Source organism: Caballeronia sp. RCC_10 (assembly GCF_041360715.1).
GTDB lineage: Bacteria > Pseudomonadota > Gammaproteobacteria > Burkholderiales > Burkholderiaceae > Caballeronia > Caballeronia grimmiae.
Genome location: NZ_JBFUPT010000075.1, coordinates 1 through 6,951 on the forward strand (window position 1 = coordinate 1; position 6,951 = coordinate 6,951).

Sequence of the window (6,951 nt, forward strand, 5' to 3'; positions counted from 1 at the left end):
CGGCGTCGCTCAGCCCGCACGTAGATCGAGGTCGTCTGCAACGACGCGTGGCCGAGAATCGTTTGCACGACGTCGGTTGTTGAGGTTCATTAATTCCGCTACTGAGGTGCACTAATTCTGCTAACGGCAAATCCCACAATGCGTTGATTACATTGCAAATTCACGCGATCCGTGTTGGCGAATGCCGTTGCCGCCACGCAACGTCCCTTTGCATCGTGCTCTGTAATTCTGCTCATACGCCTTCACGGTGTCCTAATTGTACTAATGTAGGCTAAGCCGCACTTTATGGAAAACGGGTATGGATCGACTCTGATATCGCTGCTCTCGAAGAGCACGGGACAACACTCGAGCAACCTCCAGCAACAGCTGCGCGGCGGGCACGTAACATGGATCGGCTACTAATCCTGGCAAGCAAATATCGGCGAAAACTTAAAAACCTGCCCGGGCCACCGTGTAGTAGCGGAATTAGTGCACCCAGTAGCAGAATTAGGGCACCTCAACATCAGGACGTCGCCACCACAGGCTCGTGATGTGTGAGATACGAGAGGACGAGCTCCATACTCATCTGCCTCATGCGTTTCGCTTCCGTCGGATCATTCAAGTCGATTCCTAACGTCGCTTCCAAGGAAAACCGATTTGAAACCACGTAGTAGCCCAGTCCAGATAGAACCGTGTAGAACTTAGCGGGGTCAACGTCTCGAAACACGCCCGCGTGTTTCCCACGTTCGAGAACGTGCGTGAGGGCCTCGAGCAGCGGCGAGACGTTCCGCCGCAGGCTCGTCGTTTCCCTCGTGAGCTTTCCTTCGCGAAGATTTTCATCGTTCAGAAGGCGCACCAAGTCGGGATGATCGCGATAGTAATCCCAGAGGAAATGCGCCACGCGCGTTACGCCCTCCTCGGGGGAAACACTGCTGAGATCGAGCGAGCGCTCGGCGGCGTTCAGGGATGCCAACACATAATCGAGCACCGCCAGGAACAGCCCGTCCTTGCTGCCAAAGTAGTAGTAGAGCATGCGCTCATTGGTTCCAGCCGCGCGGGCGATCCGATCAATACGCGCGCCATATAGGCCGCCCTCGGCGAACTCATTATGTGCGGCCGTCAGGATGCGCTGCCGTGTGCCTTGCGGGTCGCGTCGACATCTCTGTTCTTTCATGACCGATTCCATTGGGGTGCCCTCGCGATGCGTACGTCAAAGCGGTTGACATTGAATGCCTGCTTGCCGTTTCGGGCCTTCGTTGACCGTGCCTCTTAATTTCTACCGTTTGAAACGTTGGCCTACGATCTAAGGGCAATCAAGGAAGTGATCCATGCCGCCATCGTCGGGCGTAATACACCCACACCCTTTCGCTTCCTGAGCCGCTTGGCCATGCCGGTCCCTTAGCTCAAGACAGTTCGATGACCCAGCGACAATGTTCACCAAACTGCGGTGACAACGGTTGATCGATGTCAAGCCCGTTGCCACGCGCGGGTCGTGTCGAGTTGCCGGCGGCATGGCGTCCTGCTCTGTGATGCGGCGGTACCGTGGTCGCGCGATATGCCTGTTATTGCGCTCTATGCCGCGCCCATACCGACAAATCACTCTGGAGTGTCTTCGCTGTTGAAGACCTTCACTGGGGGCGGCGGCATGGGCTTGCCTTCAACGTAAGCAAGCGCTGAGCGAATGGCGAACTGCATCGCTGCAGTCCGATTCGCAAAGAGACCCAGATCCAGGAGCGAATCGGTTTCACCTGCCTGACTTTGAATAAGTGCACGCGCAACGAAGCCGTTGCCGACGCGGACCGCCGAAGGTTGGACGGCGGCGCCATGATGGTAGAAGATCATAGCCACCCCCTCGCGTTACGGCCCTTTCTATGGTCAGGAGACGGCGTCGCGTCCAACGTTACGCGATATGGTTGCGGCAACGCGGATTGACACACGCGAACTGGACATCGAAGTCTTCGTCTGACACGACTGAAATCCGATGGCCGCTTGCGGACGTATCGGCACCGAGTCTCATTGGCAGATAACTGACGTGTTTCGTGAATTAATAAGGCAAAGATGGTTTCCACTGAGCATGGTGTGGTTGCATCGCCCCTGTTGCGCGCTACTGTTAGCGTGTAGTTTCTCTCAGCCATGCTGTCCTCCTCAGGAAGCATGTTCTAACCGTCCTCTTTTTTTGGGGCCGGCCTGTTCTTTTTCTTGCAGAAGATATAACGGCTTGATTTCACCGTCGCTTGCTATGGCGCCGCCACTCGCGGTCAAGCCGTGAACGGAGGCGTCAATGGCGCTTTCCGTCAACCTGCGCGATTGCCCAGTTCACGGCGAACAGTGCCGCCGCCTCATCCGATGCGAATCGGCCGATGCCTTCGTAGAGCTGGCGATCTCCGTGCGGGTCGCAGATTAAAACGCTCGAAGTAAAGGTGCGATCCGTCTTGATAATGATCGGACGAATGATTGCGCCGTGGTAGTGCATTTCCATACGAAAGCTCGTCTCTCAGGTTCTAATGTTTGTCCAAGCTTTGCACAGGCTTAAAACAATGTGAAGGGTGAAGGTGCGCTAAAACTGTGTTGTAAATGCATAATCCGCAAAAATTACGGCAACGTCGATTCGACGGCGATAACGACACGCGGGGAATAAGCAAACGATAAGAATGTTTTGATAAGCTGCGCCGCCTTTCTTTTCAGCGGTTTAGTCTCAAGCTGCCCCAGCCGCTGGGCACGGTCGTGACCTTCGCCATCCCCTGAGCTCTCCGTCGCGGCGCCGGGCCCCCCGGGCCAGGAAGAACTGTGACCGACCGGTCAGCTGCGAGCCGAGCGCTTTCGCCTAGCCGTAGTTCGAGCGAGATACTGACTGACTGCGCGAGCTGAGGCCTAAGCTCGAATTCCGCAATCGTCTTAGCAAATGTTTGCTTTAGGCATATACTTAAATTTCTCTCAGCATCCGCTGTCGTGACTGGAGGCGGGCGTTCCCCGGCCGACGCCCTCCGCGTCGGCTCTTTTTCGCCTTTTGTTATCGCACCCGCAATTGCATTGGATAGCGCTGGTTTTGGCGGCCCTTCGCTCATCGATTCGAGCGTCGGTGGCTAGGACGAACGCGCTCTTCCACTTGCAGGAAGCGCAGCGACCGGTCCGCTACTCGTATCAGAGCGTTATCCGCTCTCGCGCGGTCTAGCCCAGTGGACCCGCCTATGCGGACAACCGCACCGGCCGCCAGCGATGCCGCTGCCTTTTTCTCGGCACGCCGGCAGGTGGCCGCCGCAGCCGCCTCCTCAATGACCGTGCGCGCAGCCGCGCAGTCCGTGCGTCGCATCACCTACTGCGACGCTCTAATTCCAACGATGGCTTCCACTGGCGGGCGGACGCTCGCGCCGATCTCTCGTTCGGAGGTGCTCAACACCGTGCGCTTCGCAGACGGTCGAGACAGCGCTCTTGAACACCGTCTGAATGCCCGTCGGCGACTGCAGCGCAAGAACGTATCGGTCGAACGCCACGAGTTGGCCCGTCAATTTGATGCCGTTGACCAGAAACACCCAGACGACTTTTTCCTCACGCGTCAGGGTGTTCAGAAAATCCGCCTGGATGTCGCTCGCATTGATGGACATGGTGAGCCACCCGCTCTTTTATTTGTCAGAACGGCCCGTGGTTGGCGGCGCCGCTCCGAGACAGAAGCCCGCCGTGCCCCTATTCCGCATCTTCGTCATAGTAGCGCGCAGCGGCTTCGAGCATGCGGCGTCGCTCCGCCCGCACATAAATGGAAGTTGTCTGCAATGACGCATGACCGAGAATGGCCTGCACGACATCGGTCGGCATGTCACGCGCGACCGCGCGCGTGCCGAACGTATGCCGAAAAGCATGCGCCGACGTGTTCGCCAACTGCACCAGGTCGTCGGTGCTGAAGTCCGCCAGCGCAGCACTCTCCTTGGCGAGCCGTTGCACCGCCGTTCTCACGAGTCGCCCGAACGCATCGACGGTGTACGGTTCTTCCTCCGTCTGCGCATCATGCCGCCCGAGCGCGGTGCGCGTGGCCGGAATCCACTGCGGCGCGATCAAGGGCCCGCGTGCCTGTGCCGCGTCGAAGTCGCGCGCCCGGTCTTGCCAGTGTGCGCGCAGCGCCGCGATGGTCGCGCCACTGACCGGCACCGTGCGCTGCTTGCGGCGCTTGCCGATCACCGTCAGCGTCCAGACCGACGACGGGCCGCGGCCTGACTCGGCCGAGTGGGTCGACATTGGCGGCGACGTTGTCTGCGAAGGCGATCGGGGCGAGGGGCTGCGCGACGCGCGCCCGTCCCCGGCCACCTCGGCGAGGCGCAAATCTTCGCGACGGGCGAGCGCCGCCTCCGCGCGCCGCAATCCGGAATCCCCCATCAGTAAAATCGCCGCCCGCGCGGCGCGCCACTGTCGCGCCTCGTCGTCAGCGTCGGACGCAACCCTATTCAACCCGTCGCAGCGGGCATCGAGCGCCTGACGCACCCGCGTCCATAAGCTCGCGGGCAGCGCCCGGTGTACTTGCACGGACAGCTCGCGCGTCACGGTCGCCGGTTCGTGCACCGCACTCCACGGATTGCCGGCGAGATAGCGCACGTCGACCAGCCAGGCGAACGCGGCCCGCAGCACGCGCACCGCATACGCCTGACTGTCGGCCGACAAGCCCTCCGGCGCAAACGGGCGCCAGCGGCCGCTGGTGCGCGGTCGCTTGGGACCGGTGAATGACGGCAACGGCGCCTGCAGAAAATCCTTATAGGCCTCGCAATCCTCGACCGTCAGCGACGACAGCGCCTTCTGCCGCACCACCACACTCCACAGGATCAGCCGCTCGAGCTCGCGCGTGTACGCGCGCAGGGTCGTCGGCCGGTCGCGATAGCGGTGCAGGTACGCGTGCACCGCCGCGAGGTCGTGCTCGGCGCGGATGAACGCAAAGCTCGTCGCCCGGTTAAAGCCCGCGGCCCCCGATAACTCGGCCGGCACCGCGAGGTGCTCAAACGGTGCCAGCCGTGGTTCGCCCAGATCGCCGCCGACCACGATCACGCGGTCGCCCTCCTCCCCTTCGGTCGCATGCGCCGGGACCAGGGACGCCGTGTCGACATCGGCCGCGACCTTTGCGCCGAGCGTCGCTTCATGCCGGCGCAGCCACGCGACGATCGTCCGTGCCCGCAACGCGCCGATGCGCGGCACCGAGCGCCACCAGCTGCCGCCGCGCGCATTGCAGTAGTCGATCAACGCGCCGAGCGTGCCGATCCCCTCCCCGCTTAGTCGTCGCGCAATCAGCGGCCGGAACCACAGGTGCACCGGGTGCGCGGGGAGCGGCACCGCCGCGGCCAGCGTCGACGCCTGCTCGACCATGCGCAAGGTCATCGCGGTGAGCTTGGCGCTGCCGTGCTGCCTGATCGACGCCTTCAGATGGTCGGCCAGCACCGACGAGCCGTGTCGTAACGCGAGCTGCACCAGGTCATCGCGCATGGTGCGCAGATAGCGCTCCATCGCGTCGGCGCTCGCCGCGTGCGGGGCGTACTCCGGATCGTAGTAGAGCCGGGCGATGGTGGCCGCCGGCAGGCGTTGCACGAACGCGCGCAGCGCGGTGAAGTCAGTGCGCGTGTAGGTGCGCGGCGGCGGCAGGGTCAGCTGTTGCGGTTGATTGGCCATCGCGGGGCTCTCGTCAATTCATTAACGGAAGCTAGGCTCCCAACATCCGGCTCGTTCGGTGAGGCTTTTCAGGGGAGGACGGTGAGCTTATCCGGGTGCAGCGTCCCGCCCGCTGACGAACAGCCGCTGATCCCATACGACCGGCTGCGGCGCCGACACCACCAGGCGCGCCGCATCCGGATGCGCGGGATTGACCACGGCATGGCATTCCGCCCGCGCCACCACCGACGGCACGACCAGGATGGCCGATCTCGCCTCCTCGATCCACCGGTCGCCGAAGCGCCGCGCGAGCTGCGGGTCCGGTGCATCCCATCCCGCCGGCAAGTGTTCGACGCTGACGCGCTCGATCGCCACCTCCTCCGGCACCTCGGCTTCCACCCACACGTGGTGCTTCGGGACCTTGCCGATCCGCGCGTGCACCAGCACCTCCAGCATCGCCCCCGCGAAATTCAGCGCGCCGTAAATCACTGGCCGCCCCGGACTGTTGAAGCGCCCGCCGACCCGCATCGCGCCGGTGCCGCTCCACACCGGATGGCGGCTGTCGGCGATCCGGATCCGCATCAGCCCGGCACTCCAACCTGTTTCTCACTGCGCCCTATAGAGAGCGTCATGCCGGCAGCCCGTAAAACAGCTTCCACAGCAGTTCCTCGACGCGCCGCGCGCCCAGTTCCGTCAACGCGACCTCGACCGGGGTGCGCCCTTCAAGCAGCGGGTGCGGCGTGTTCAGGAACTCGCGCGCATCCGCCTCGTCGTCCCACACGTAGCGCGCGGTCGCGACGATGCGCGCCAGGCGTTCGGTCTTCTCCGACTCGTCGGGGCTCAGCCGGTCGCGGCGGCGTTTAAACGTCGCTGCCGGCACGATGCGCGCGAGCAGCGCGCGGCGTTCGTCGGCGCTGCGCGTCGCGTGCGCGACGCCTTCCTTGAGCGCCGACTTCGGCAACCCCTCGCGCACCTGCGCGTCGAGTTCGGCGATCGAGTGCGGGATGGACGGCAGCGCCATCACCGCGGCGATCTGTTCGGGCGACACCAGCAGCATGGCGGTCTCCTGGGTTCATGTGAACCTTCATTATAGGCCAAATGATCCCTCTACCCTATCCAAGCTAGACGTAACGCCGCCACCCCGTCATTCTAGCGATTAAATGCTTCACTGCTAATAACGGCTACAACCAACACAACCGTCCATTTGTCTGGACCGCAACCGCCGATTCCATCCAACCGAGCCACTTTCTGAAGTATGCAAAGTAATTTCTGGGACAGGATCCGCGTCGGATAGCATGCTGCGTGATTAAGCCAAACCAGCGCTCCACTTGATTGAGCCAGCTCGAATAAGTC

At 62.3% G+C, this 6,951-nt stretch carries 8 protein-coding genes; all 8 read right to left on the reverse strand.

Going from position 1 to position 6,951, the window contains the following annotated elements; translation table 11 throughout:
- Window positions 1-502: 502 nt before the first annotated feature.
- A complete protein-coding gene (locus AB6804_RS31270; protein ID WP_370889746.1) occupies window positions 503-1,153 on the reverse strand; it encodes a TetR/AcrR family transcriptional regulator in 651 nt (216 codons plus the stop codon).
- Window positions 1,154-1,575: 422 nt separating this feature from the next.
- A complete protein-coding gene (locus AB6804_RS31275; protein WP_370889747.1) occupies window positions 1,576-1,821 on the reverse strand; it encodes a hypothetical protein in 246 nt (81 codons plus the stop codon).
- Between the two features lie 436 nt (window positions 1,822-2,257).
- Window positions 2,258-2,458, reverse strand: coding sequence for a hypothetical protein (locus tag AB6804_RS31280; protein WP_370889748.1), 201 nt, complete (start codon window positions 2,456-2,458; stop codon window positions 2,258-2,260).
- Between the two features lie 847 nt (window positions 2,459-3,305).
- Window positions 3,306-3,581 carry an RNA chaperone Hfq gene (locus tag AB6804_RS31285; RefSeq protein ID WP_370889749.1) on the reverse strand — a complete coding sequence of 92 codons (276 nt, stop codon included), beginning with the start codon at window positions 3,579-3,581 and terminating at the stop codon, window positions 3,306-3,308.
- Between the two features lie 79 nt (window positions 3,582-3,660).
- Window positions 3,661-5,619, reverse strand: a complete 1,959-nt coding sequence (locus AB6804_RS31290) for a phage integrase family protein (protein WP_370889750.1) — start codon at window positions 5,617-5,619, stop codon at window positions 3,661-3,663.
- Between the two features lie 87 nt (window positions 5,620-5,706).
- Complete coding sequence (locus tag AB6804_RS31295; RefSeq protein WP_370889751.1) at window positions 5,707-6,180, reverse strand: RES family NAD+ phosphorylase; 474 nt, start codon at window positions 6,178-6,180, stop codon at window positions 5,707-5,709.
- A 46-nt stretch (window positions 6,181-6,226) separates the two neighbouring features.
- A complete protein-coding gene (locus tag AB6804_RS31300; RefSeq protein WP_370889752.1) occupies window positions 6,227-6,655 on the reverse strand; it encodes an antitoxin Xre/MbcA/ParS toxin-binding domain-containing protein in 429 nt (142 codons plus the stop codon).
- Between the two features lie 92 nt (window positions 6,656-6,747).
- Window positions 6,748-6,951, reverse strand: a 204-nt coding sequence (locus AB6804_RS31305; RefSeq protein ID WP_370889753.1) for a hypothetical protein, incomplete at its 5' end; no start/stop codon positions are given.

Coding starts and splice junctions, on each gene's coding strand:
- AB6804_RS31285 (WP_370889749.1), bottom strand. CDS start 3,581: ATGTCCATCAATGCGAGCGACATCCAGGCGGATTTTCTGAACACCCTG.
- AB6804_RS31280 (WP_370889748.1), bottom strand. CDS start 2,458: ATGGAAATGCACTACCACGGCGCAATCATTCGTCCGATCATTATCAAG.
- AB6804_RS31275 (WP_370889747.1), bottom strand. CDS start 1,821: ATGATCTTCTACCATCATGGCGCCGCCGTCCAACCTTCGGCGGTCCGC.
- AB6804_RS31300 (WP_370889752.1), bottom strand. CDS start 6,655: ATGCTGCTGGTGTCGCCCGAACAGATCGCCGCGGTGATGGCGCTGCCG.
- AB6804_RS31295 (WP_370889751.1), bottom strand. CDS start 6,180: ATGCGGATCCGGATCGCCGACAGCCGCCATCCGGTGTGGAGCGGCACC.
- AB6804_RS31270 (WP_370889746.1), bottom strand. CDS start 1,153: ATGAAAGAACAGAGATGTCGACGCGACCCGCAAGGCACACGGCAGCGC.
- AB6804_RS31290 (WP_370889750.1), bottom strand. CDS start 5,619: ATGGCCAATCAACCGCAACAGCTGACCCTGCCGCCGCCGCGCACCTAC.